At 40.0% G+C, this 23,954-nt stretch carries 19 protein-coding genes and 2 pseudogenes; 9 read left to right on the top strand and 12 right to left on the bottom strand.

From position 1 onward, the window contains the following. The first annotated feature begins 15 nt into the window (after positions 1-15). The 5 genes from A379_RS12935 to A379_RS07110 all read left to right on the top strand — a co-directional run bounded on the left by A379_RS12935 (position 16) and on the right by A379_RS07110 (position 5,871). On the top strand, positions 16-636 hold the full coding sequence (locus tag A379_RS12935) for an MTH895/ArsE family thioredoxin-like protein (RefSeq protein WP_081696370.1): 621 nt from the start codon (positions 16-18) through the stop codon (positions 634-636). A gap of 36 nt (positions 637-672) precedes the next feature. Continuing rightward, on the top strand, positions 673-1,695 hold the full coding sequence (locus A379_RS07125) for an ArsJ-associated glyceraldehyde-3-phosphate dehydrogenase (RefSeq protein WP_040727135.1): 1,023 nt from the start codon (positions 673-675) through the stop codon (positions 1,693-1,695). Between the two features lie 342 nt (positions 1,696-2,037). After that, a complete protein-coding gene (gene arsJ, locus A379_RS07120) occupies positions 2,038-3,222 on the top strand; it encodes an organoarsenical effux MFS transporter ArsJ (RefSeq protein WP_040727132.1) in 1,185 nt (394 codons plus the stop codon). A gap of 41 nt (positions 3,223-3,263) precedes the next feature. Then, a complete protein-coding gene (locus A379_RS07115) occupies positions 3,264-3,683 on the top strand; it encodes a secondary thiamine-phosphate synthase enzyme YjbQ (protein ID WP_040727130.1) in 420 nt (139 codons plus the stop codon). A gap of 124 nt (positions 3,684-3,807) precedes the next feature. Beyond that, positions 3,808-5,871, top strand: coding sequence for a M3 family metallopeptidase (locus A379_RS07110; protein ID WP_040727129.1), 2,064 nt, complete (start codon positions 3,808-3,810; stop codon positions 5,869-5,871). A gap of 149 nt (positions 5,872-6,020) precedes the next feature. On the opposite strand, the gene A379_RS07105 is transcribed toward A379_RS07110, so the two are convergent. From A379_RS07105 to A379_RS07095, 3 genes are all read right to left on the bottom strand, one after another. Next, positions 6,021-7,310 (bottom strand): porin, encoded by a 1,290-nt coding sequence (locus A379_RS07105; RefSeq protein ID WP_040727127.1) that lies wholly within the window; start codon positions 7,308-7,310, stop codon positions 6,021-6,023. A 76-nt stretch (positions 7,311-7,386) separates the two neighbouring features. Next, positions 7,387-7,875, bottom strand: a complete 489-nt coding sequence (locus A379_RS07100; protein ID WP_040727125.1) for a DsrE family protein — start codon at positions 7,873-7,875, stop codon at positions 7,387-7,389. Between the two features lie 17 nt (positions 7,876-7,892). After that, positions 7,893-8,351 carry a DsrE family protein gene (locus A379_RS07095; RefSeq protein ID WP_040727123.1) on the bottom strand — a complete coding sequence of 153 codons (459 nt, stop codon included), beginning with the start codon at positions 8,349-8,351 and terminating at the stop codon, positions 7,893-7,895. 208 nt (positions 8,352-8,559) lie between these two features. On the opposite strand from A379_RS07095, the gene A379_RS07090 reads away from it, so the two are divergent. The 4 genes from A379_RS07090 (at position 8,560) to A379_RS07075 (ending at position 13,506) form a co-directional block, all read left to right on the top strand. Further along, the gene (locus A379_RS07090; protein ID WP_051145075.1) at positions 8,560-9,132 is read left to right on the top strand and encodes an RNA polymerase sigma factor; all 573 of its coding nucleotides are present in this window, start codon (positions 8,560-8,562) and stop codon (positions 9,130-9,132) included. Positions 9,133-9,134: 2 nt separating this feature from the next. Next, positions 9,135-9,830, top strand: coding sequence for a zf-HC2 domain-containing protein (locus A379_RS07085; RefSeq protein ID WP_040727122.1), 696 nt, complete (start codon positions 9,135-9,137; stop codon positions 9,828-9,830). 76 nt (positions 9,831-9,906) lie between these two features. Beyond that, positions 9,907-11,229 (top strand): MFS transporter, encoded by a 1,323-nt coding sequence (locus tag A379_RS07080; protein ID WP_040727121.1) that lies wholly within the window; start codon positions 9,907-9,909, stop codon positions 11,227-11,229. 27 nt (positions 11,230-11,256) lie between these two features. Beyond that, the gene (locus tag A379_RS07075) at positions 11,257-13,506 is read left to right on the top strand and encodes an AMP-binding protein (RefSeq protein WP_232744823.1); all 2,250 of its coding nucleotides are present in this window, start codon (positions 11,257-11,259) and stop codon (positions 13,504-13,506) included. Positions 13,507-13,769: 263 nt separating this feature from the next. On the opposite strand, the gene A379_RS07070 is transcribed toward A379_RS07075, so the two are convergent. From A379_RS07070 to A379_RS13270, 9 genes and pseudogenes are all read right to left on the bottom strand, one after another. After that, the gene (locus tag A379_RS07070) at positions 13,770-15,503 is read right to left on the bottom strand and encodes a BatD family protein (RefSeq protein ID WP_040727117.1); all 1,734 of its coding nucleotides are present in this window, start codon (positions 15,501-15,503) and stop codon (positions 13,770-13,772) included. A gap of 5 nt (positions 15,504-15,508) precedes the next feature. Further along, on the bottom strand, positions 15,509-17,536 hold the full coding sequence (locus A379_RS07065) for a VWA domain-containing protein (RefSeq protein WP_040727114.1): 2,028 nt from the start codon (positions 17,534-17,536) through the stop codon (positions 15,509-15,511). A gap of 3 nt (positions 17,537-17,539) precedes the next feature. Further along, the gene (locus tag A379_RS07060; RefSeq protein WP_040727112.1) at positions 17,540-18,565 is read right to left on the bottom strand and encodes a VWA domain-containing protein; all 1,026 of its coding nucleotides are present in this window, start codon (positions 18,563-18,565) and stop codon (positions 17,540-17,542) included. Next, the gene (locus A379_RS07055) at positions 18,565-19,083 is read right to left on the bottom strand and encodes a DUF4381 domain-containing protein (RefSeq protein WP_051145074.1); all 519 of its coding nucleotides are present in this window, start codon (positions 19,081-19,083) and stop codon (positions 18,565-18,567) included. The genes A379_RS07060 and A379_RS07055 overlap by 1 nt, the downstream gene beginning before the upstream one ends. Positions 19,084-19,095: 12 nt before the next feature. Further along, on the bottom strand, positions 19,096-20,031 hold the full coding sequence (locus tag A379_RS07050) for a DUF58 domain-containing protein (RefSeq protein ID WP_040727109.1): 936 nt from the start codon (positions 20,029-20,031) through the stop codon (positions 19,096-19,098). Between the two features lie 27 nt (positions 20,032-20,058). Continuing rightward, complete coding sequence (locus A379_RS07045) at positions 20,059-21,039, bottom strand: MoxR family ATPase (RefSeq protein WP_040727107.1); 981 nt, start codon at positions 21,037-21,039, stop codon at positions 20,059-20,061. A 242-nt stretch (positions 21,040-21,281) separates the two neighbouring features. Next, a complete protein-coding gene (locus A379_RS13280; protein WP_369759657.1) occupies positions 21,282-21,620 on the bottom strand; it encodes a CZB domain-containing protein in 339 nt (112 codons plus the stop codon). Between the two features lie 114 nt (positions 21,621-21,734). Continuing rightward, positions 21,735-22,037: pseudogene (locus tag A379_RS13275) on the bottom strand (response regulator); the annotation flags it as partial. Positions 22,038-22,271: 234 nt separating this feature from the next. Continuing rightward, a pseudogene (locus A379_RS13270) lies at positions 22,272-23,951 on the bottom strand (methyl-accepting chemotaxis protein); the annotation flags it as partial. Positions 23,952-23,954: the final 3 nt, after the last annotated feature.

Below are 23,954 nucleotides of genomic sequence, written 5' to 3'. Positions count from 1 at the left end.
TAAAAAGGAGTCTTTATGAAAGGCAATATTATGATTCGCATGATCTCACTGATGATTGTTGTACCTGTTTTACTGGCACATTTTACAGGGCAGGTTGATTTGTTAAAACCAACTTGGTTGTGGTTAACCTTGTTTGCAGGGGTAAATGCTTTACAAGCCACCTTTACGGGTTGGTGTCCAGTGAGTCGTTTTTTACCGCATGATGAAAAGACAGGAGCTTGTTGCATTTCTGATACATCGGGTACTTGTTGTGCTCCATCAGAAGAAAAATCTGCTACTTCATCTTGTTGTGGAGAGGATGTTTCACGTGAAACAAAGAAAGCAGATTGTTGTTCAGATAATGAAAAAGAGAGCTGTTGTTCAGACACGTCATCTTCAAAATCTGCATGTTGTGGAGGTTCTGCAATAGAGATTAAAGTATTGGGAACGGGGTGCACCACTTGCGAAAACACAGTGAAACTCATCGAAGCAACTGCGAATGAAAAGGGTGTTTCAGTAACAGTAACTAAGGTTGAAGATGTGGCAGAAATTGCTTCTTATGGGGTAATGAGCACACCAGCGGTGATTATTAATGAGCAAATAGTACATGCTGGCGGAATGCCGTCAAAGCAGAACGTAATCGAGTGGTTAAAGTAATTTTAAACAAGAATTGGCGCTAAAGGAGCGGTAATAATGAAAAAGGTAAGAATCGCCATTAATGGTTTTGGACGTATGGGGCGTTTGGCTATGCGTGTGGCTTTTGATTGGCCTGAGATTGAAATTGTTCATATCAATGAAATTGCAACAGATGCGGTGGGTTCAGCTCACCTCCTAAACTTTGATTCGGCACATGGCCGTTGGCACAATGAAGCGATAGAACAAAATGGCCAAATTATTGTGGGTGACCAAGTAATCGGCTATTCCATGAATAAAGATGTTTCTGAAACCCAATGGGGTGATTTGAATGTGGATGTCGTCATAGAATCAACGGGTAAGTTTAGAACACTTGAAACCATTCAGCCCTATCTTGATCAAGGTGTAAAACAAGTGATTGTGGCCGCACCGATGAAAGAGGGTATTAAGAATATCGTTATGGGGATTAATGATGATATTTTTGTTGCAGGTAAAGACCCTATTATTACGTCGGCTTCATGCACAACCAATTGTATTGCACCCGTTATTAAAGTGATGCACGAAAAATTGGGTATTAAACACGGCATGATTACCACCATGCATGATAGAACCAATACTCAAAAAGTAGTGGATCATGGTCATAAAGATTTACGTCGTGCTCGTTCAAGTTTTGAGTCATTAATTCCAACCTCAACAGGATCTGCAACGGCTATTGGAACCATCTTTCCTGAACTCAATGGTAAGTTAAATGGTGTTGCGGTGCGTGTACCCTTAATGAATGCATCTTTAACAGACTTAGTATTAGAGATGGAAAAACCAACCACAGTTGAAGAAGTAAATATGGTGTTGGAAGAAGCATCAGAAACTTACCTAAAAGGTATTCTTGGGTTTGAAACACGTCCACTGGTATCAGTAGATTATGAAGGTGAAACCTGTTCCAGTGTGATTGATGCACCTTCTACTATGGTCGTAAATGACACTCAAGTTAAATTACTGGCTTGGTATGACAACGAGATTGGTTATGTCCTTAGAATGATGGAGTTGGCGGTTAAAGTAGCCAATGCCAATCGAATTGTTAATTAATATGGCTAAACGTATTTAATGATTGGTAAAAAAGAAATTTAAACCACGAAGACACGAAAGCACGAAGAGTTTTAAAAACTAAACCCTGTTTTATATGAACGAACCAATCAAATTGTAATTGGTTATGGTTTCTAAAACTCTATAAATAAATAGCTTATGACACATGAGTTAATATTTGAACCATGTTTATCAAATAGTTGTTATTCATTTTTTTGAATCTTCGTGTCTTAGTGTCTTCGTGGTTAATTTTTTTTTGTTATCCGAACAACCAATTAACAGGCCTGGTTAGAAAGTCATTTCACCAGGCCTGTTTACTTTAAAATCAAGTAAAAGGTTTTCAAAATGAATGCAACACAACAGTATGGCATTGTCACAACAAACTATTGGGCATTTACCTTAACGGATGGTGCATTACGTATGCTGGTATTGCTCTATTTTTACCAATTGGGCTACACCCCTTTAGCCATTGCTATGTTGTTTTTGTTTTACGAGTTTTTTGGTGTGGTGACCAATTTAGTAGGGGGTTGGCTAGGCGCAAGACTTGGTCTAAATGTCACTATGAACATTGGGTTGAGTTTGCAAATAATCGCTTTGTTGATGTTAACCGTACCTAACGAATGGTTAGGTGTGGTTTATGTGATGTTAGCTCAAGCCTTATCAGGTATAGCTAAAGACCTCAATAAAATGAGTGCAAAAAGCAGCATTAAATCTCTAGCCAGCGATACCGATGGCACTTTATATAAATGGGTAAGTGTTTTAACTGGTTCTAAAAATGCCTTGAAAGGTGTGGGTTTCTTTTTAGGGGCAGTGCTATTAGAGCTTGTTGGTTTTGCTAACGCCATGTGGATTATGGCTGCGATGTTAACGGTAGCTTTAACCGTCTCATTTATCTTTTTAGATGGTTCTTTGGGTAAAGCTAAGAACAAAAGCAAGTTCACAGAAATGTTTTCTAAGACACCTGCTATTAACTGGTTATCTGCAGCAAGGTTCTTTCTGTTTGGAGCGCGTGATATTTGGTTTGTGGTTGCTCTACCGATCTATCTACAAAGTGTTTTGAACTGGAGCCACTATGAGGTAGGTACGTTTATGGCATTATGGATTATTGGCTATGGAATCATTCAGGCGAGTACACCTAAAATTTTAGGGCTAGCTAAAAGTCAAAACAACAATCCTACAGTCAGTACTGCCATGAAGTTAGCTGTGGCTTTGGCCTTAGTTCCGTTGATTATGGCTTGGCAGTTGATGGATAACCCTCAAGTCGTGATTATTGTAGGCCTATCGCTATTTGCATTGTTCTTTGCATTAAATTCTGCGGTACACTCGTATTTAATTGTTGCAATGGCTAATGAAGATGGTGCCTCTAAAGATGTTGGTTTTTATTATATGGCCAATGCGGGAGGTCGCTTAATTGGTACCGTTTTATCAGGTTATGTCTATCAAGTTTTTGGTATGGAAGCGTGTTTATTATTTGCATTTGTTTTTATTTTAGCTTCTGCGGCTCTAGTATTACGTGTGCCAAGTTCTTAAAATAACTTTTTATAAAAATCTAGGTTAATTCAGGAAAGAGTATGTGGATTCAAAAAACCATTACCCTCAAACCACAAAAGAGAGGGTTTCACCTAATTACCAATGAAATCATTAATCAGTTACCAGAGTTAAGGGATATTAAAATTGGCATGATGCATGTTCTTATTAAACATACCTCTGCCTCTCTTACGATTAACGAAAACGCCGACCCTTCTGTACGTGATGATTTTGAAAGCTTTTTTAATGATGTTGTGGCCGAAAATAAGGCTTACTTCACCCATACCTACGAAGGCTCTGATGATATGCCTGCGCATTTAAAAGGCAGTATTATAGGGTTTGATTTAAATATCCCAATTACCAATGGCTATCCAAATTTAGGTACATGGCAGGGTATCTACTTGTGTGAGCATCGTAACCAGGGTGGCTCAAGACAATTAGTGATTACTACCCATGGGCAATAACGACAGAAAGGTTCAAGGGTTACCAGGCCTGGTAACTTTTTGTTTACGCTATAATGTTCAGATACGCTCTGCAAACTTATGTAGCCTTATTTAATCTAATACGAAAAAATAAAGACACCCATTTATGACACAAACCACAATTTCTACCTCAAATAATCCTTTCTTATCGAACACACATTTTCCAGAATTCAATGCGTTTCACGTGGAACATATTGAACCCGCTGTTTCACAACTTTTAACAGACAATAAAAATGTTATTGATGAGTTAGTTGCCTCAACAGAACAGCCCACCTGGCAAAATTTTGTTGAGCCACTAGAGGCTATTGATAACCGTTTTGAAAAAGTTTGGGGACCAGTAGGACACTTAGATGCGGTAATGAACAGTGATGAGTGGCATAAGGCTTATACTAACTGCTTAGAAAAAGTCACTCAGTACTACACAGAAAATGGTCAGAATGCAGGTCTTTATAAAAAGTTTAATGCTATTTCACAAAGTGTTGAATATAAAGATTACAACCTGGCTCAGAAAAAAGTCATTGAAAACGCCCTACGTAACTTTCGTTTAAGCGGTATTGCTCTACCAGCCGATAAGCAAGCGGTGTACAAAGAGCTTAAACAGCGTTTATCGCAAAATAGTAGCCAGTTTGGTAATAATGTTTTGAAATCTACCCAGGCCTGGTTAAAACATATTGAAGATGAAAGTGAGTTGGCAGGCCTGCCAGAATCGGCAATGGGATTATTGCAACAATTGGCTGAGCAGAAGTCATTAAAAGGCTGGTGTGTCACTTTAGATTTCCCTTCATATTTAGCGGTGATGACCCATGCAGAGAATAGAGAGCTACGAGCCGAAGTCTATAAAGCCTTTAGCACTCGTGCATCAGACCAAGCGGATAAGATTGAGTTTGATAACAGTGAATTAATTGAAATTATTCGTGCCGACCGTCATCAGCTAGCCAGTCTGCTAGGATTTAAAAATTATGCAGAGTACTCTTTAGCAACCAAAATGGCAGAGACGACTGAGCAGGTGTTAGGCTTTCTAAGAGACTTAGCGGTTAAGTCTAAACCGCAAGCAGAACAAGAGTTAGCCACTTTAAAAGCGTTTGCTAAAGCTGAACTGGCTATTGAAGACTTTATGCCTTGGGATGTTACCTACGCCTCAGAGAAATTAAAGAATAAAACACTCTCATTATCACAAGAAAAACTGCGCCCGTATTTCCCAGTAGAAACCGTTTTACAGGGCTTGTTTTCAATTACACAAACCCTTTTTGGTATTAAGATTACCGCAAAACGTGATGTAGAAACATGGCACAAAGAGGTTAGGTTTTATGAGTTAACCGATGAAAGCAATCATGTTGTGGGACATTTTTATCTTGATTTGTATGCACGTGAAAATAAACGGGGTGGTGCTTGGATGGATTCAGCGATTACTCGTTGGCAGCATCCAAAAGGTCAACTGCAAACACCAGTAGCCTATTTGGTGTGTAATTTCACACCACCAATTGGCGATAAAGAAGCGTGTTTAACGCACGATGAAGTTACCACCTTGTTCCACGAATTTGGTCACGGTATTCATCATCTGTTTACCAAAATGGAACAGCTTGATGTCTCGGGTATTGCTGGTGTGCCATGGGATGCCGTTGAACTACCATCGCAGTTTATGGAAAACTTCTGCTGGGAGAGAGAAGGTTTAGACTGCATTTCTGCCCATATTGAAACAGGCGAAACCTTGCCCGACGAACTGTTTCAAGCACTCAAAAAAGGCCGTGGTTTTCAGTCTGCCATGATGATGTTACGCCAGATTGAATTTGCCTTGGTCGATTTTGAATTACACACCTTCTATAACCCAGAAAATCCTGAAGCGATTTTGGACATTGCCCAACGAATTCGTGATGAAGTAGCCGTGGTGCAACCACCGAGTTTTAGTCGAACGTTACATAGCTTTAGCCATATTTTTGCAGGTGGCTATGCAGCGGGGTATTACAGTTACAAATGGGCAGAAGTTCTGTCAGCCGATGCCTTTAGTCTGTTTGAAGAAACGGGAATATTAAATTCAGAAACAGGATTGCACTTTAAAAACACGATTTTAGCGGCGGGTGGTTCAATAGACCCTATGGTGCTATTTAAAAGCTTTAGAGGCCGTGAACCTGAGATTGACGCTTTATTAAGGCATAGTGGTATTGCGGCTTAAATAAGTATTGAAATAGATTAATCAAGACCATACAGCCAAAACAAAAAAGCCTTTACACCTTAAAGTGTAAAGGCAAATTGGTTTATTGATATCTCAGTGAAATACTAAACAATCCAATACAACGAAAAAAGTTTTTGAAACGTTAAGCTTTAAAAAACCATCATAACCTGCGCTGAAACACGGTTATCCAAACCATCTAAAATATCATGCACAGGTGCGCTCGAAGGGGCATCTGGCGCTTCTAAGTTACGAATTTCGTAGTTTAAGCGTACAGATGTTTTCTTATTAAAGAAGTACTGAGCACCTAAAGTGGTTGTGGTGAATAAACGACGTTTATCGCCATTTGTGCCCGTTTGAATATCTGTTTCGGTTGCACTATCTAAAACATCGTATCGAGCATTTAATTCAATATTAGGCTTGATGCGATAACCAAAGTCTAGCTGATAAGCTGTTGCTTTTTGATCAGTGAAAACAGTTAAAGGATTACCAGCTACACCACCTGCTGGGCCACCAAATATCATTCCGTCCGCCGTAAAGTACTCTGCCGCCAAACGATATTTACCATCAAAATAGGTCATACCAACCCCAGCACGATCTCGATTGTACTCATCGGTTCCATAGGTGCGTTTACCATCTTGCGACCAAGCATATAATTTAAGACTCTGACGTCTTGGCCCTTGTGTGTTATTGAACACTTTTTCAGTAGAAGCATACAAATAAAGGTCTTTGTTTTTATCATCATCAGAGAGAGCTAAGCCATTACCATTACCATACATAATGGCATAACTGTGCTCCCAGTCACCTTGTTTAAAAGTGTCAAAAACCTGTATTCCCGTATCGCGTACCGCAAAAGCGGGATCGGTTCTAACACCGCTGGTATCAATTTTTCTTTCAATTAAAAGGCGATCTGTTCCATTGGTAAAATTAACATAATTGAAAACGGGTATGCCTTTAAACGACTCTTCAGAACCAGGTGTTTTAAATAATCCTACACGAACACGTGCCCCTTCAATATGGTTAAGCGTCACGCTGGCATCCGTTAATTGACCCTGTGAACCGCTTTCACCCGTTGTAATTCCATTATTACCAAATTCAGCCATTAGGAAGTAGTTCACATTTTTGTCTAAAGGAAAGTTTGCACCTCTCACCCCAATACGTGCACGTTTTACATTAAAGCCACTCGCTGTTGTTAATTGCGGTTGCATTTGGTTAAACGCCGCTTTTTTACCCGCGTTAGGGCCCGCTTGAATGGTGGTGTCATCCGTTTGTTGATAGTCAATTTGGGCAAAACCCCATACTTTAGCTCTGGGTGCTTGATCTGCTTTTTCAGTTCCTTGAAGCATCAGCCAGTTTGCAGCCTGAACCGATTGTGTACTCATGGCACAGGTCAATGCCATTAAAATGGCCGATTTTTTGAAGGTATATGGTTTGTTAAACATGTTAATCCTCTTTGATTATTTCTTGTTTTTTGTTTTATTTTTTGTTCTATTTTTTTATGTTTATATGTCTTTTACTTTAAGGTCTAAGGTAGGTAAAACCCTGGCTTTGTAAATGAGCTAACTCGGCCACACCACTTGGCACTATGTCTTCTTTAGATACATCGTAAAGGTGTTTTTCAGTATCTACATTTCGCCCTTTTACGGTATTTGCACACACATTAAAATTGACGCCTTGAAGTTTTAACTTATCAATTTTTTGTGCCATCACTTGATTGGCATTGGCGTGTTTGAATCTTGGCACATCGTTTAAGGCTTCAGGTTTAATGATTAAAGAGAGACCATCGCCATGTAACACTACTCGGATTTCTAAATTGTCCGCACCCACTGCATTGATATGATTTTCAATATTTCTTAATGTGCTAGACTGCTTTTTGGCGTCATCATAGTTGATGTGATAAACCACTTTTTGTTTGGCATATCGTTCATTTGCCGCCATGATGAGTGTGGATTGACTGATCAATGCAATTAAGAAAATAAATGGCAATATTTGTTTGATTTTATGCATGATGATTTCTCATAAGGTTAAGGTTTAAGAATTTGCCAACCCGCTTTATTGAGCTGCAAAATACGGCCTGCACCAGCAGGAACGGTAGTGACACTGTTTTGAATTTTGGGTTTATGGCCGAGTTTTTTTGCCATATTGTCAATGGTATTTTCGCAAGCGCTAAAGCGCACGCCATGGGCAATCAAGTTATTTATGCGGTCGGTATTGGCATTGCCATCAAACATCAGTCTTACTCCAGGCCCAAAAGCAACCACTTCAATATCCACATTTTGTTCTCCATAGTATCTTTGTAAGTTGCCAGCCACATTGAGTACCAATGTTTGTTTGAAAGGATCACTATCGCTAATTTGAAGTACCACTTTGTTTTCTGCAAAAGTATCGGGCAATGGGGCTTCTTTTTGAGCAGCGTAACTTGGTAAACAAACAAATAGACTTAGCAACAGGCCTATTAAGTTTTGGGTAAATAATTTTTGCATGTATCTTCCTTGTAAAAGTTGAATCAAATTTGGCGCGCTTAACCTTTAAACGTTTGAATGAAATGTTTTATTCCATTAATTTTAAATAAAATAACTTATTGGCTTAACAGCATAATTAATATCGTAACTTGCTAATATATAAAAGGTTTTACAAAAAAAACTTTATCGATTAGTATCGAAAAAAGGCTAATTTTAATAAGACATCAAAATGATATTAATGACTCAGGTTGCAAACTTGTTTGGCGACACAAAGAAAAAGCGACAACTTAATGCTCTGTTAGCACAAAAGCATCAAAACCTATATCGCTTAGCATATGCTTGGTGCCATCAGGCGTCAGTCGCTGAAGATCTTGTTCAAGAGACTTTTCTTAAAGTGTTAGAAAAGTCGATAGATATTGAAAGTTTGGAGCATTTAGATGCATTTCTAGTTAAGATAATGCGTAACCACTTTTTGGATATAATGCGTTTTAATAAACGTTGGCAGTGGGCTGATGAGACAGAAATTGATGAGCTCTTTATTCAAGAATGCAGTGAGACACAATTTATTGCTCAACAAGATTCAGAGTGTTTATTTAAAGCGATGGCAAGCTTACCTTTTGAGCAACGTGAAGCCATTGCATTGGTGGACTTACAAGGGTTTAGTTACCAAGAGATTGCTGAAATAACTAGCACACCCATCGGCACAGTGATGAGTAGAATTTCTCGCGGTAGAGAGAATTTAGTTAAACGTATGAAACAAATAGAACAGCGTGGATCGAATATCGTTCCATTTCGGAGATAGAGATGAATCACTCAATTGAGACTTATCAATTACATGCTTATATAGATGGTGAACTGAGCCGAGATGAGGCCATTGAAGTAGAAAAAGCGTTAGAAATCGACCCTGAATTACGTGCCCAATTAGAAGAGTTTAACCTGGTAAAAAATAAGGTACGTTTGGCTTATACAACAGATATTCCTCAAACCAATAGTGACAGCATAAATAAACAAAATTTGACCAATGATAAAGGTTGGGTTTTTCCTAAAGCAGCGGTAGCGTCTCTATTTTTTGGATTACTACTTGGTGCAGGCCTATTGAAGGTTTACACAGTTAACCATAGCTTGAGTCCCGCTATCGAGCAGGATAGGCCAGCCAACTATTTAGTCCATTTAGATTCAGATTCAATAGAAAAACAGCTTCAGGCACTTATAGAGATTGAGAGTTTGTTGGAATCCGCTGCCACTGATGTAAAAGTGGAGTTAATATCGAATTCTGATGGCATACAACTGTTTGATATCAATAACCCAAATAGTGCTGAATTAAACCGACTGCTTGAGAAGTACGATAATTTAGCTTTGCTTGCTTGCAAAAGGGCTTTAGAGCGCGCTAAACAAAGTGGTAAACCAATTAATATCATGCCGCAGGTTAAGCACGATATGCCTGCTATTGATACGGTGGTTAATAGGTTAAATTCTGGTTGGAATTACATCAAAATATAATTTTGTTATTTTTTGTTAAATGGCGAACAGGTAAGGACGTAAACTTAACCTCTTTATGTCAGTATAATGAGATGCGATGAATAACGTACCCCCAAAAAACGCTACTATTTTGTTATGTAATCGTCAATTTTATCCTCTGTTTTGGGTGCAATTTTTAGGCGCTTTTAACGACAATCTATTTAAAAATGCGATGGTGATGCTTATCACCTTTAAGCTGACTGATTCCGCAACCGATACAGGACTTTTGATTACCCTAGCGGCAGGTCTTTTTATTTTACCTTTTTTTGTCTTCTCTTCTTTTGCTGGCCAAATTGCTGACCATTACCCTAAAAGTTTCCTGATTAAAAAGATTAAATTGGCTGAGATTTTAATTATGCTTTTAGGTGCAATGGCTTTATTGAGCCAAGACCTGTGGTTACTGTTTATCACGCTGTTTTTGATGGGATCACAATCGGCATTTTTTGGCCCCATTAAATATTCCATTTTGCCTGAGATATTGAATGATAAGCACCTTATGAAGGGCAATGGCCTGTTTAGTGGCTCAACCTTTCTGGCGATATTAATCGGTACCATTGTGGGGGGCATGGGTGTTTTATTAGACGATGGCTTGTGGATTATGGCAGGCCTGGTAGTTTTTATTGCCATTTTAGGGTACTTGTTTAGCCTGTTTGTTGTGCCAACTAAACCGTTTGATAAGAGCTTAAAAATAGATTGGAACTGGTTTAAAAGCACTTATCAAATCGTTCAAGAGAGCCGCACTCATAAGGTTGCGTTTTTTTCGGTATTAGCCATTTCCTGGTTCTGGTTTATTGGTGCGGTTATGCTCAGTCAAATACCCGCATTGGTCAAATATGACCTGCACGCAGACGATGGTGTCGTGATGCTGTTTTTAACCCTGTTTTCAATCGGTATTGCTATCGGTTCGGCTTTAATAGGGCGTTTAATGCCCGTTCATTCTCATATTAAATGGCATTGGGTTTTGTTGTTAGGTATTTCCGTGATGCTGTTTTTAACCGTGTGGAGCATTTCTGCAGATAATCAGAAAGCAGCCATTTCATTAAATGTTTCACATGAAACATTGTTCACAGTCACTGAATTTATTACCCACTTTCCATCCAGTTTATCTCTAGTGTTTCTAGCCATTTTAGCGGTATTAGGCGGTATGTATATTGTGCCTTTATACACGCTTTTGCAAACGCATACACCAGGCCTGCTACGTGCTAGAATGGTGGCGGTAAATAACATTATGAATGCACTGTTAATGGTGTTGTCGGCACTCTTAATAATGATTGGTTTCTCTTTTGATTTCAGTTTATTAGAGATGTTGATGTTATTAGCCATCTTCAATTTGATGGTGGTCATGGTTTTATATCGCAATCGGTTTAAAGCAAATAGGTAACGGGCTAATCAACGGTGATTAGTTCAGATGGGGACTTCAATTCCTCCTGCAATAGCTCGCCAGCAGGATGTTGAGGTTTTCATTTTAAGATGGGTTTTAGAAGTAGGAAAACAGATGAAATGGTTGTTTAAATTAATTGTAAAAACGTTATTCAAACTGGTTTATCGAGTAGAAGTCAGTGGCATTGAAAACTATCAAAATGCGCTAAAAAGTGAACGTCCTGTCTTAATTATTGCCAACCATGTTTCTTTACTCGATGGCCCGCTATTAGACCTATTTGTACCAGGAGAAACCACCTTTATGGTGGATACCTCGCATACAAAAAAGTGGCATGAACGTTTTATTTTATCTCTGAGCCACTTTTTTAAGGTCGATATTCACAGCCCATACGCGGCTAAACATATGATTGATGAGCTTAAAAAAGGGCGGCAATGTATGATTTTTCCAGAAGGAAGAATCACCACCACAGGTTCATTAATGAAAGTGTATGAAGGTACAGGTTTAATTGCTGATAAAACTAAGGCGGCCGTTTTACCGGTTCATATTAGTGGAGCGGTTCGCAGCCGTTTTTCTTATTTAGATGGCACCAAATACGCCTTTATAAAACGTATGTGGTTTCCAAAAATCCAGCTACATATTCAGCCTTACCAGACCGTTTCAATAGAAAAATCATTAAAAAGCCACGAAAAACATAAACACTACAAACAGATTATTTTTAATCTGTTACGTGATGCGAGCTTTAGCGCCTCTGTGATTGAACGTTCTCTGTTTGCCAGTTTAGTGTCTGCAAAACAGAACTATTTTGCTAAAGAGATCTGTGTTGAGGATATTAACGACCAAAAATTGAGTTTAAAGAAACTCACTCAAGCCTCGGTGATTTTAGGTAAGGCGCTGCAAAAAAACTTAAAAGATGAGCAACGTGTTGGTTTAATGCTGCCTAATGTGGCAGGTATGCCAGCCAGTTTCTTTGCATTACAAGCCTATGGCTATGTGCCAGCGATGATTAACTTTACAGCTGGCCAAGCCGCAATTCGTTCCGCTTGTGAAACCGCACAACTGCAAACCATTATTACCTCTAAAAAGTTTGTAGAAGCCTTTGAAATAGAAGGCCTAATTGAAGGGTTATCTGAAAACGTTAACTTCTTATATTTAGAAGATGTTCGCACTCAAATTACGCTGTTTTCTAAAATAGCAGGCCTGGTAACTTCACCAAAATCGTTAGCAGGTTATAAAAAATCAGCCGATTCTGAAGCGGTCGTTCTCTTTACCTCGGGTTCTGAAGGGATGCCAAAAGGGGTGGTATTATCACAAAGTAATATCATCAATAATATTGAACAAATCAACGCTATGTTTAATATCTATTCTGAAGATAAAATCTTTAATGCCTTGCCCACATTCCACTGTTTTGGCTTAACGGCAGGGATGCTTTGGCCAATTTTAAAAGGCTCAAAAGTCTTCTTATACCCTTCGCCAGTGCATTATGGCATCGTGCCTGAGATGGTCTATCAGACCAATTCAACCTTTATTTTTGGAACCGATACCTTTTACAGCGGCTACGCCCGAAAAGCCGACTCTTACGACTTTTACAGCCTAAAAGCCTTGGTAGCGGGTGCTGAGCGTTTACGCCCTGAAACCAGAACGTTATATGCCGATAAATATCATCAGCCTATCTTTGAAGGCTACGGAGTAACTGAAACCACTCCTGTATTGGCCGTAAACACCCCAATGGGCTACAAAAATGGTTCAGTAGGGCAGTTTGTGCCAAACGTGCAATATCGTCTTGAAGCCGTACCAGGGATTGAAGAGGGTGGTCGTCTGTTTGTGAAAGGGCCAAATATTATGATGGGCTATTTAATGCCCGATGCACCAGGTAAATTACAGCCACCCAAAGAGGGCTGGCACGATACGGGCGATATTGTTGATGTGGATGAAGACGGTTATGTTTGGATTAAAGGCCGTGCTAAACGTTTTGCTAAAATTGGTGGAGAGATGGTCTCTCTTACCGCCGTTGAAACCTATATTAATCTAGCCAGCCCAGAAGGTCACCATGTGGTTGTAGCCGTGCCTGATGAGCGTAAAGGTGAGCAATTAGTGTTGGTAACCGATGACAATACCCTAAGCCGTAAAACGGTAACCGATGCCGCTAAAGAGAAACAAGTCTCAGAACTCATGATTCCTAAAACGGTGATTTTAGTGGAACAAGTACCCATTTTAGGAACAGGTAAAACCAACTATCCAGAAGTACAAAAAATAGCAGAACGCCATTTTAGTAGTTAGGTTTTTTAATGGTTTCAACAACAAAAAAAGGCGCTTGATTAGAGCGCCTTTTTTATTTGGGTATTTATAGTTTGAGATGTTTTACTATTAGGTTTTGAAATTGACCACGAAGTCACTAAGTTTATAAAAAATCTACCTTTATCAAATTTTTATAAATTAAAACGAGAGGTTAAAAGGTGATTGAATAGACTGAATACTCTTGTCAAATCTCTTAAACCTACACGCCTTCGTGGTTTGTAATCAAGTTTTTATATCAAATAGAATTACCCATTATTATAAAGTGAGTTTAACTCGCCTTTCTTTTTGGTCGCTGTATTCTTTTGGGTGATGAGTGATGCCCAGTTATCACAAATGGTTTGTTGGGTGTCGTAACCGAGTTTTTCGCCTGCAAAAAGGTGGGCTTCTAGTTGAAAGATGGCTTTTCTTAAACGTTCAATTGGAATGGCATCAACACTGTTAATTTGCAGCTCATCATGCAGTTGTCTGAGTAGCTCTTTATAGAACTCGGGTAACGGCATATCACACCACTTATGGTTGAATGTGTGTTCGGTGGCGATTAACGGGGTAGTGCCTGTTAGCAATATTTGGCTTTTAACTTCTTTGATTTGCTTACGGGTACGTAGCAAAATCAGTAGGGTGATGAGCCATAATGAAACAACGATAGCTACCAAAAGAGGCCAAACCCAAATAGGTAATGACAGTAAGGTGTCATGGTTATTTAAGACGTTTTGTTGGTAGCGTTGCTGATAGCTTTGAGTGCTACCTGGGAGGCTATTTTCTGTATTTTTGGTTATATTGGTCGATTGGGTAATATCGGGTATTTGATTGCTTTTGTTGCTCTCTATTGGCCATATGGTAAGTGGTTCAGTTTTTAATATCGCTTCTTCAAATTTTTGCGTTTCGGTATTCCACCAGGTAATTTTTTCATCTGGGAGAGTGAGTGTACCCGCTTGAGTTGCTACGATTGCTTGAGAGATCAGCTTGATGCTCTGAACACCTTTTTCAGAAAGGGTTTGGCTGGTTTTTGCCTCATCAGCATAGACTTTAAAATGAGTACCATTTTGGGTGGTAATATTTGGCAGTTGCGATGCTTTTAAACCCTTAACATTTAAGGTAATAATACGGCGCAGACTGTCGCCCACTTGAATCTCTTTGGGGACGTTTTCCCATTTTTGACTTAGGGTAACGTCGCTGGCAGGCAACCAATAAGGTGCTGGGCTTTTTTCAGCTGGTAACACCTTAATAATGGTCGGTTCTGCAACGGCTTGCACCCCTTTTTGTTTTGTTCTTAGGTGTAATAACCCTGTGAATGAAGGGCCTGCAATACTGAGTTGGCCGCTGGCTTGTGGAAAGATTGCATATTGCCACTCATACACGGTGTATTGTTGACCATTAATGGTTTTACCAAAAACCGATTGTTCTTTAAGAGATTCCACCAAAGCATCATTGAATTTGGGTGGACGAATATTGCCGTTAATCAGGCTTCCTTTATGGTAAAAACGTAAGGTGTAAATCACCTGCTCTTGAACATAAGCTTGTGTTTTGTCTGTTTCAGCCTCTAAAAAATAGGGTTTACTGCCATCAGCGTAAACGGCTTCTGTGACATGAATAGGGTAGGGTTTACTTTTTACATCATTAATCTCAAATGCGGGAATCATTAAGTTACCAGCCTGTTTAGGTAATAACTGGATTCGCCATTGAGTGTAAGAGGAGTATTGACCGTTAATAATGGCGATTTGATTGCTTTGTTGTTGGTTAATGACATCAAACTGGTCTTTTAATTGGCTTAAATCTAAATTACTGCCTTTGGTTTGAAAATCCGTTTGCACCGATAAGGTAATAATGTCACCCATCTCAACATTTTGACGGTCGGTTTCTACGGTAATTGAATCTGCAAAGGTTGTGCTAGCAATGAATGCAAAGCATAAAATAAAAAATAGTTTTTTAAGCGGAATAAAAGTCAGTGTACTCATAAAGGTTAATTTAGGTTGTGTCATCGCTATTACCACTGTTTCTCGGTTGCATCATCCGTTTGCGGATTTTGTTGAAATTGATATTCAAATTTACGTTTTAAAAACAGGCCTGGTTGGTCGGGTATCTGTTTTAACCAGGCCTGCTTAGCTTGTTCTTCTTCTGATAATTTTTCTCTGTTTTGTGCGCCTTCACCAATAGCCGATGATGACGACACAGCTTCAGGTGACGAATTTTCTTCTAATTTATTGGGCTGAAGTGCTTGTTGGTTCTCTTCGCTTTTACCCTCGTCAGTATTATTCTCTTGCGTGGTTGCCGCCTCAGAGACATTACGGCTATTTAAATCCTCTTCAGTTGTGCCATTTTCTGCCGTTTGCTGATTGGCTTGATTGTTAGGGGCTTGAGAACCAGGTTCAGTTTGGCTGTCTTTAGGTGGATTGGCATCACTGTCTTCTTCACCTTGTTGAGCAGAAGAGGAGTCCATAGATTCTTTATCAGCAGAGTTTTGTTTATTATTCTCGCTGTTGCTGTTTTCAGGGTTTGGTTTTTCTTTGGAGCTATGGCTCTGTTGTTGCTCTTTATCGCTTTCGTTTTGGCTTTCAGGGTTTGCATTGCCCTTATCGCTATTTTGATTCTCTTTAGGCGGTTGTTGAGTCAGTAAATTATTAATGATTGCCAGGTTCTCTTTGGCCTTTTTAAAGTCTGGCTGGATTTGCAATGCCTTTTCATAGGCATTCTTTGCTTCTGCTAAATCACCCGCTAAAGCCAGTGCATTACCACGGTTATAGTGACCATTTGGGGTTTTATCATGTTCATACAGCTTAGCCGCTTGAGCGTATTTTCCTTGGCGATACATGGCACTGGCTCGCCACTGTGGGTTCTCAAAAAAAGCTTCTGCGGTTGCGTATTTTTTCTCTTCCCAGGCCTGGTAACCTTGTTGATCAAGCGATTGAAATAGGGTGGGAAGTTGCTCCCAATAATCCATGGCATAGCTCGGCTGAGGGTTAAATAAACCAATAGGAACAATAGAAATAACCAAAAGACTCAATAAAGTGCCACGCCTAAAAATAAAGGCGACCAATGGGATAAGAAAAAACAGGAAGTAAGCACCAATATCCATCGGATGATTAACCTCTTTAGATAAGGTGGTGTCAGTTTGACTACTATTGGAGGTCGTAACGGGTGGAAGAAGTGCCTTCACACTGGCATCTTCTGGCCTTAACTCTACCCATTTAATATCGGTTTGTTGGGCGAGTTTGGCAAAACGATTAAAAGGTACCTGGGGCATAATCAGTTTTTCTTTGCTGTCTTTGAGCAAACCATAATTGGGGATTTGAACGACTCCTCCTTGTTCTGTTCCTACGGTCAATAGCGTGATGCTGACAGAGTGATTATTTACCCACTGAGACACCTGTTCGATCTCATTCTCTTCAATATCATCGGTAATCCAAATGATATGACCATTGGTGATTTGAGCGCCCTTAATGAGTTTTTCGGCTAAATCTAGCCCTTTTATGGGTTTGGCGCCATATTTGGGCATCATCACTGGGCTAAGGCTTGGCAATAAACCAAGTAAAGTTTGGTTATCTTCTGAAATAGGGCTAATGGTGTGTGCAGAGCCTGCATAGGCAACCATTCCCGTAGCGTATTCAGGATGCTGTTTGAGTAAATCAGTGAGTTTGTATTTAACGCGTGACAGACGGTTTGGCGGCAGATCATCGGCTAACATAGAGAGTGATAAATCGACAACAATTACCATACCTTGTTGAGATTTTTGGGCAGGAATATCTACCGATTTTACCCAAGGCCCCGAAAGCGCCAAGACCGCAAAAAACCAAGCAAAAGCAAGAACGATATAACCCAATTTTTCATTTACTGTGGGTTCTGAGGTGGTGTTTTCGCCCAGTAATAGCGTTCTAAACTTGGGGGCAATGACCTCATGCCAAGCACCCTGTTTACGGTTGGTTTGCCATATTTGCCAAATAATCCATGCAATAGGCAACAGGGCTAAAAACCACCAAGGGCGCAGAAAGTGGATATTGTTTAATAGTTCAACCATCGATTAAGCCCCCATTTTTCTGAGTTGTGACCAAGCTAAGAGCAAGCTCAATAGCAGGGCGACACTGAGTGGCCAAACATAATATTCAGTACGTAAGCGGTAGCTGTAGATTTCGTGCTCAACCGATTCCAGTTTATTGATATGTTGATAAATTTCACCTAACTGCTCGGTGTCATTGGCTTGAAAAAATTGGCCGCCAGTGAGGTCAGAGATTTTGGTGAGGGTATCAATGTCCATATCAGACTTATTGGTCATAAATAGATCTAAACCTGTGCGAGATTTTAATTTACCAACCCCTACGGTATAAATTTTTAGCTCCATCTCTTTGGCTTTTTCTGCGGCATCAAGTGGGTTGACTTGCCCTGCGGTATTAGAACCATCCGTTAATAAAATCAAAATGGCGCTGTTACCTGTTTTGGATTTAGAGAGGTGTTTGAGGGTTAAACCAATGGCATCACCAATGGCGGTGTTATTGCCCGCCATTCCAATTTCAGCTTCATTAAGCAGAGTATTTACGGTGTTTAGATCATAGGTAAGCGGGCTTTGTAAGAAGGCTTGAGTTCCAAAAACAATCAAGCCCATTCGGTCACCTTTACGACGTGCAATAAACTCAGAGACGACTGACTTTACCGCCACTAAGCGATTGACTTCATCACCGCCCAAATACATGTCCTCTTTTTGCATACTGCCCGATAAATCGACCGCTAAAATCATCTCTTTACCGCTCATTTGAAAGGGGGTGGCATCTAAATAGAGAACAGGCCTGGTAGCGGCAATAATGAGCATAAACCAGAGTAGAATGGCCAAAACAGGCATTTTGCTTGAAGATTGATTGGCCTCTACTAGGTTTTCAGCAGGGAGTTGTTCTTCAATTCTTGCAATAATTTGCGGAGCGAGCAGTGGGCTGTGTTGTTGATTAACAGGCTTGATAATACGGTGAATAATCCAAGGTACTGGCAAAAACGCCACCATCCAAGGCCAAATAAAGCTCAGATTACTCAGGGTTTCAAATAAGTTTTGCCACTGCATTATTGATGGTGTCCTTTAATCCATTTTTTTGCATACTCTTGCCAAATATCCACGGCCTGTTTAGCAGAAAGATTATGTTGGGAATAGGTAATGCCATCTTTATGGTTTGGCCTATAAGCCAAATTCAAGACCTCTTGCAGGTGTTCAGGCTGCGGAATATAACTGGCGGTTTCAGATAAAAAATCCAACCAGGCCTGGTCATGTAGCGAAGCGGTGCTTAATCGGCCATAGGCGGTTAATGCGACCCGTTTTACAGTGGCATTAATGGCGGCGATCTTATCGTTATCATTGAGGTTGCTATTGTTAACAATCTCTTCAATTTGCCCAATGGCTGTTTTACGGTAGATATTGCGGCGTTTTAAATCAAAATAGTACCAGGCGATACCAATTAAAATTGAGGTGATACTGAACAGTAAAATCCACCAACTAAACGCCAATGGCCACCAACCAATAGGGTCGGGTAACTGAATATCATGTAGCTGTTCAAGCAATACGTTTTGAATTTGTGAGTCTTTCAATTAGGCCACCATCTACTGAATCAACTTGTGTTGAATTAAGCTCATTAAAGGTTCTTGGTGTGTGCCAATTTCTACCAGTGGTATGGTGAGTTTTGAAAACACCTCTTGCGTCTCTTTCCACTGGACTTGATAGAGATTGGTATAGGCCTTACGGGTTTTAAGCCTAAAGCTGTCAAGCTTAACGAGTTTGTCGCTACTAAAGCTTTTGGTCATGCTTAACCAACCCAGTTTGGGTAGGTTTTTCTCTAAATTATCGTAGATATGAATGGCAGTCACATCGGTATTTTTTTTCAATTTATGGAGCAAGGGCGAGGCGTTTTCAACCAATTGCATCATATCGCCCACTAAAAAGACTTTATTTCCAGGTTTATTCACTTTAAGAAGCTGATTTAAAGTATCTACCCAGGCCTGGGTATCTGGCGCGCTCGGTTTACTCATCTGCTCTTGCAGTGAAATACTTTTTTGCAATAGGTGTAATACCGTTTGCTGACTGCGTTTAGGGGGCACCCAAACGCTTTGCAAATGATTGAAACTGATGCCTCCTACACGTTCGTTATGAGTCAGTGAAATCCAAGCTAAGATTGCTGAGACATTTAAGGCCTGTGCGGTTTTTAAACGAACCTGTGAACCAAAAAAAAGATGAGGGGTCTGTTCTGTAACCAAGATGGTTGGCCGTTCATGTTCTTCAACAAACACTTTGGTATGCGGTTTTTGAGTGCGAGCGGTGACTCGCCAATCAATATAGCGTATATCATCACCAGGCTGGTATTGACGAACCTCGCTAAAGGTCATACCTCGTCCTTTACGAATGGCTAAGTGATTACCACTATTGGTGGCAATGGTATTCTGTTGATGGCTGAGCTTTTTCTGTTTCACGTGAAACCTAAAGGCGACCAATTCAGAGAGTTCACTATAGAGCGATGAGGCTTGTGTGTTAGTTTCTGACATGATTCTTACCGAGCTTCTACAACAGGCTTAGGTTGCGGGTACAAAATTAAGAATTTGATCGGTGATATCGTCTGTGGTGATCCCTTGTGCTTCAGCCTCAAAGTCGAGAATGAGGCGATGACGAAATACGTCATGAATCACCGCCTGCACATCATCAGGGCTTACAAAGTTTTTACCACTTAACCAGGCATGGCTACGAGCACAGCGTGAAAGGGCAATGGTTGCACGAGGGCTAACTCCCACACTAATACATTTATCTAGGGCTTCTCCATAACGTTTAGGTTCACGAGTGGCCATAACCAATTCAACAATATAGGTTTTAATGGCATCTGCCATGTGCAACTCTAAAATGGCTTCTCGTGCTGCAAATAGGTCATTTTGAGTCATGGTTTGAAAAACTGGTTTTTGACTCGCTTGACGTGCTTCATTTTCAACCAACTCTAAAATTTGATGTTCACTTTCTGAATTTGGATAATCCACATTCACATGCATCATAAAGCGGTCGAGCTGTGCTTCGGGTAGAGGGTAGGTTCCTTCTTGTTCTAGCGGGTTTTGCGTTGCCATAACCATAAACAGTTTTTCCATCGGCAAGCTGCGCTTACCTATACTCACTTGACCTTCCGCCATCGCTTCTAATAAAGCGGCCTGCACTTTGGCGGGTGCACGGTTGATTTCATCGGCCAAAATCAGGTTATGAAAAATGGGGCCTGACTGAAACACAAACTCACCCGTTTCAGGACGATAAATATCCGTACCTGTAATATCAGAAGGGAGCAAGTCGGGGGTGAATTGAATACGGTGAAAACTGCCTTCAAGCATATCTGAAAGCACTTTAATGGCTTTGGTTTTTGCCAGGCCTGGTGGCCCTTCAACCAATAGATGGCCATCTGACAAAAGTGCAATTAATAGACGCTCTGTTAAATGAGATTGACCAATAATATGCTGATTGATTTGTGCTCTTAAAGCCTGAAATTGTGATGCTAACTGAGATGAAGCCGCTTCTGACACTCTGTTATCCTTTCGATATTAATTTGCTAAATAAAGTTCAATAATTAACGTTTATTATTAAATGATATTTATCAATTTTTGAATAGATTGGAATCGTTAAAAGACTCTTGCGAGTTCTACAATGCTTCACATTATACTGTTTATTTAGAAAGGGGGAATTCATTAAGCATAAACCCCTATAACAGGGGTTTATGGTGGTTATGATGTTTTATTTTAGGTGTTTGAACGGTGTGCTTAATAAATTAGGACGGATTACCTTCATACTCAATTAATTTATTTAAGATAGCGACTACCTTATCACTTTGCTGATCCATTTTAAGGATAGAGGCTTCAAGGGTTTCATAATCATCAATATGAAAGGCGTCCATAATGACCCCTATGAGCTTGTGCATTTCCATATGTTCATCACCTAACTGTTTCATCATAGGTAGATGCATTAGCTGTTGCCCACTACCTTGGTAATACCATTTACCCAGTGCACAGGCTGTATAATCGCTTGCAGATTCCTGGGTAACACCAATATCCGCACCATCAATAAAGCGGCGAATTTTCTGTTTCCAGCCCAGGTGTGCCGTAATCATTTCAGCATATTGTTTGGCTGTATTGGATGTTTCAAGAATCTGTTTGCGTTTAGCCTCCATAATCGTGTTTGATTTTGCATTTGGATGAATTTGATATGAGGTCAGTTTTTCAATGACATCATCGATTTTAAATGGTTTTTTAACAATCGTGGTCATTCCCGCTTTTTCAATCGTCTGCTGGTATTCACTAGAGTGGCCTGTGTAGGCAAGGATTGGTTGACTATAACCTGAGTTACGCAACGCTTTTGACGCTTCTAGGCCATTCATGATTGGCATTTCAATATCCATTAAAATGGCTTTAGGTTGGTAACGTTTGCATTGAGAAATAGCATCTCGACCATTGGTTGCTGTTTTCGTTACATAGCCCGATTTTTCTAATAGCATCGTCGCCACTTTTAAATTGGATATATTGTCATCAACAACCAAAATAAGAGAGCCATTATCGGTATTTTTAGAATCTGTTGAGCTAACTTGGCAGTCTCCAAGTTCAAAAGTCCCCACTAGATCGTCCATATTTTCAGCCACATCGCTTAAATAATCGGCTAATGAAGAGTTTTCCATAATGAGTGTTGAGTTATGGCTAGCGGCTTCATTTAGGTTGCGGATAGTGCCGTTAACCTCTTCAATTTGACTGGCTTGTGACTGGGCGTTTTGGGTAATAACAGAGATATTTTCAGACATTTGATGCACTTGTTTAATAATCTCTTGCAGTGAGTTACCTGTATTTTCGACCTTAGCTGTACCGTGCGAAATCTTGCTTGCAGTGGTATCAATTAAACCTTTAATGTCTTTGGCCGCTTCGGCCGATTTTTGAGCCAAATTACGCACTTCACCTGCTACAACGGCAAAACCACGACCATGTTCACCCGCTCTAGCAGCTTCCACTGCGGCGTTAAGTGCCAATAAGTTGGTCTGGAAAGCGATACTGTCAATAAGTGAAACAATTCCTGTAATTTGTTGACTAACCTGCTCAATCTCTTGCATGGCTTGAATGGTTTCTTGCATACTTTGATTGCCAAGTTCGACATCTCTTTGAGTTTGTAATGCCAATTCATTCGATTTAGTGGCCTGTTCTGCGGTTTGCGAAACGGTTTCTGTTAAAGCTCGCATAGATGACGATGTGGTTAACAGTTGGCGACTTTGCTGTTTAATAGAATTAGCTAAATCCGCGTTACTGTTGGCAACGTGCTCTGCGGATTGAGTGACCTCGGCGGCTTGATTATTAACACGGCAAAAAGAGTCACGTAGCGATTCAATGCCATTGACTAAATTTTTAATTGTCCAGCCATATTGACCCTGATGTGAATTTTCTGGTTTGACGGTTAGGTCTTTACCTGAAAGGCCACTAATTAGAATAGAGATGTCTTTCAGGGTATTTTGTAAGCCATCCATTAAGTGGTTAATATCTTCGGCCAATTGTTTATAGAAACCTTCAAGTTGCTCTGTACCTACTCGGGAGTGCAGGCGACCATGATTAGCGTCTTCTACGAGTTTAGCGATACTTTGTTGCACATACAGTTCTTGGAAAATATCTTGCCACTCAATGACCACCCCTAACGATTCGCCATTACGGTCATAAATAGGCGTTAGTAAGAGTTGAAGTTGCGCACCAAAAAACTCAAATTTAAAGGATTCTTGCTGATTCATGGAGATAAATTTTTCCATGATATGTGGGTTTTTCTTGAATAAGCAGGCAACGCTTTTTCCCATTAACTTCTCTAAGTTGAAGTCATGAATTTCTTCTTGAATAGCAGGCTCAAGTTCTTTTAGAAGCCCTTTTAAAGATGCATTTAAATAGGTGATGGTACCTGTCTGATCGGCTAACATAATATTGGTTTTAAGGTTATCCAATCCCGCTTCTAAACGAGTGGAGCGGCGAGCGGTTGTAACAACTTCATTTTGCTGAGCCCCTAATCTTATTTGCAGGGTTTTAATGCGACGATTAATGGTACCTGAGGTATTAGAACCATGCGTGTTAATTTGCCCTTTTAGTTGTCCATTGGCAATCTCATCTATCGCATGGATTGCGTGTTTGATTCTATTCAAATAATAGATAATGTGAATAGTTGATAACAGTGTTAGAAAAATAACAGAATTATTTAACCAACCAGGACGAATGCCGTAAACCAATTGATATAGCTCGGTTGATATCGCTAATAAAACAGCAGGAACCAAGGTAACCAAAGGTGGCCAATGCGCAAAGGGATTAAATCTTGTCCATAAAGTATCTACTTCGCCATGTTTAAGTTTAACGGCACCATTTGCCACCGCTTGATAAGCCGACTCTGCACCACTTATCTGCTCTCTCGTTGCCGCCGTTCGCACACTCATATA

It is taken from the genome of Thiomicrorhabdus sp. Kp2, assembly GCF_000478585.1.
In the GTDB taxonomy this organism is placed as follows: Bacteria; Pseudomonadota; Gammaproteobacteria; order Thiomicrospirales; family Thiomicrospiraceae; genus Thiomicrorhabdus.
This window is presented reverse-complemented; position numbering and strand designations above follow the sequence as displayed.

Coding starts and splice junctions, on each gene's coding strand:
- A379_RS07100 (WP_040727125.1), bottom strand. CDS start 7,875: ATGCATAAAATCAAACAAATATTGCCATTTATTTTCTTAATTGCATTG.
- A379_RS07125 (WP_040727135.1), top strand. CDS start 673: ATGAAAAAGGTAAGAATCGCCATTAATGGTTTTGGACGTATGGGGCGT.
- A379_RS07065 (WP_040727114.1), bottom strand. CDS start 17,536: ATGGTTGAACTATTAAACAATATCCACTTTCTGCGCCCTTGGTGGTTT.
- A379_RS07060 (WP_040727112.1), bottom strand. CDS start 18,565: ATGCAGTGGCAAAACTTATTTGAAACCCTGAGTAATCTGAGCTTTATT.
- A379_RS12935 (WP_081696370.1), top strand. CDS start 16: ATGAAAGGCAATATTATGATTCGCATGATCTCACTGATGATTGTTGTA.
- A379_RS13280 (WP_369759657.1), bottom strand. CDS start 21,620: ATGATTACGGCACACCTGGGCTGGAAACAGAAAATTCGCCGCTTTATT.
- A379_RS07075 (WP_232744823.1), top strand. CDS start 11,257: ATGGGGACTTCAATTCCTCCTGCAATAGCTCGCCAGCAGGATGTTGAG.
- A379_RS07095 (WP_040727123.1), bottom strand. CDS start 8,351: ATGCAAAAATTATTTACCCAAAACTTAATAGGCCTGTTGCTAAGTCTA.
- A379_RS07080 (WP_040727121.1), top strand. CDS start 9,907: ATGAATAACGTACCCCCAAAAAACGCTACTATTTTGTTATGTAATCGT.
- A379_RS07110 (WP_040727129.1), top strand. CDS start 3,808: ATGACACAAACCACAATTTCTACCTCAAATAATCCTTTCTTATCGAAC.
- A379_RS07050 (WP_040727109.1), bottom strand. CDS start 20,031: ATGTCAGAAACTAACACACAAGCCTCATCGCTCTATAGTGAACTCTCT.
- A379_RS07085 (WP_040727122.1), top strand. CDS start 9,135: ATGAATCACTCAATTGAGACTTATCAATTACATGCTTATATAGATGGT.
- A379_RS07105 (WP_040727127.1), bottom strand. CDS start 7,310: ATGTTTAACAAACCATATACCTTCAAAAAATCGGCCATTTTAATGGCA.
- A379_RS07115 (WP_040727130.1), top strand. CDS start 3,264: ATGTGGATTCAAAAAACCATTACCCTCAAACCACAAAAGAGAGGGTTT.
- A379_RS07090 (WP_051145075.1), top strand. CDS start 8,560: ATGATATTAATGACTCAGGTTGCAAACTTGTTTGGCGACACAAAGAAA.
- arsJ (WP_040727132.1), top strand. CDS start 2,038: ATGAATGCAACACAACAGTATGGCATTGTCACAACAAACTATTGGGCA.
- A379_RS07070 (WP_040727117.1), bottom strand. CDS start 15,503: ATGACACAACCTAAATTAACCTTTATGAGTACACTGACTTTTATTCCG.